Below are 298 nucleotides of genomic sequence, written 5' to 3' on the forward strand. Positions count from 1 at the left end.
CTTACAACATTTGAAGCTGGACTTGATGCTTCTTGTTTTATATCAGAAGGAGCATGAATTACTGGCTTTGTAGTATCTTGTACTGTGACAACCTGTGTTGCAGTTGCAGCATTTCCAGATGCATCTATTGCCTTCCAGGTTACCGTGGTCTTGCCAATTGTAAAGTATGGAGGAGCATCATTAGTAACAGACTCTACACCCACTGCATCATTTACAGCTGGTAGTCCAATATCCACAGAATTGTGATCAGGTGACTTTGCTTCAACAGTAACTGGTTGTGGTGCTGTCAAAACTGGTG

At 42.3% G+C, this 298-nt stretch carries 1 protein-coding gene; it reads right to left on the minus strand.

The window, feature by feature from the left end:
• Positions 1–298 (minus strand): HYR domain-containing protein (locus DYY66_RS08785; protein WP_166288277.1); only part of this gene is annotated, 298 nt, incomplete at both ends.

It is taken from the genome of Candidatus Nitrosotalea sp. FS (assembly GCF_011319475.1).
GTDB lineage: Archaea > Thermoproteota > Nitrososphaeria > Nitrososphaerales > Nitrosopumilaceae > Nitrosotalea.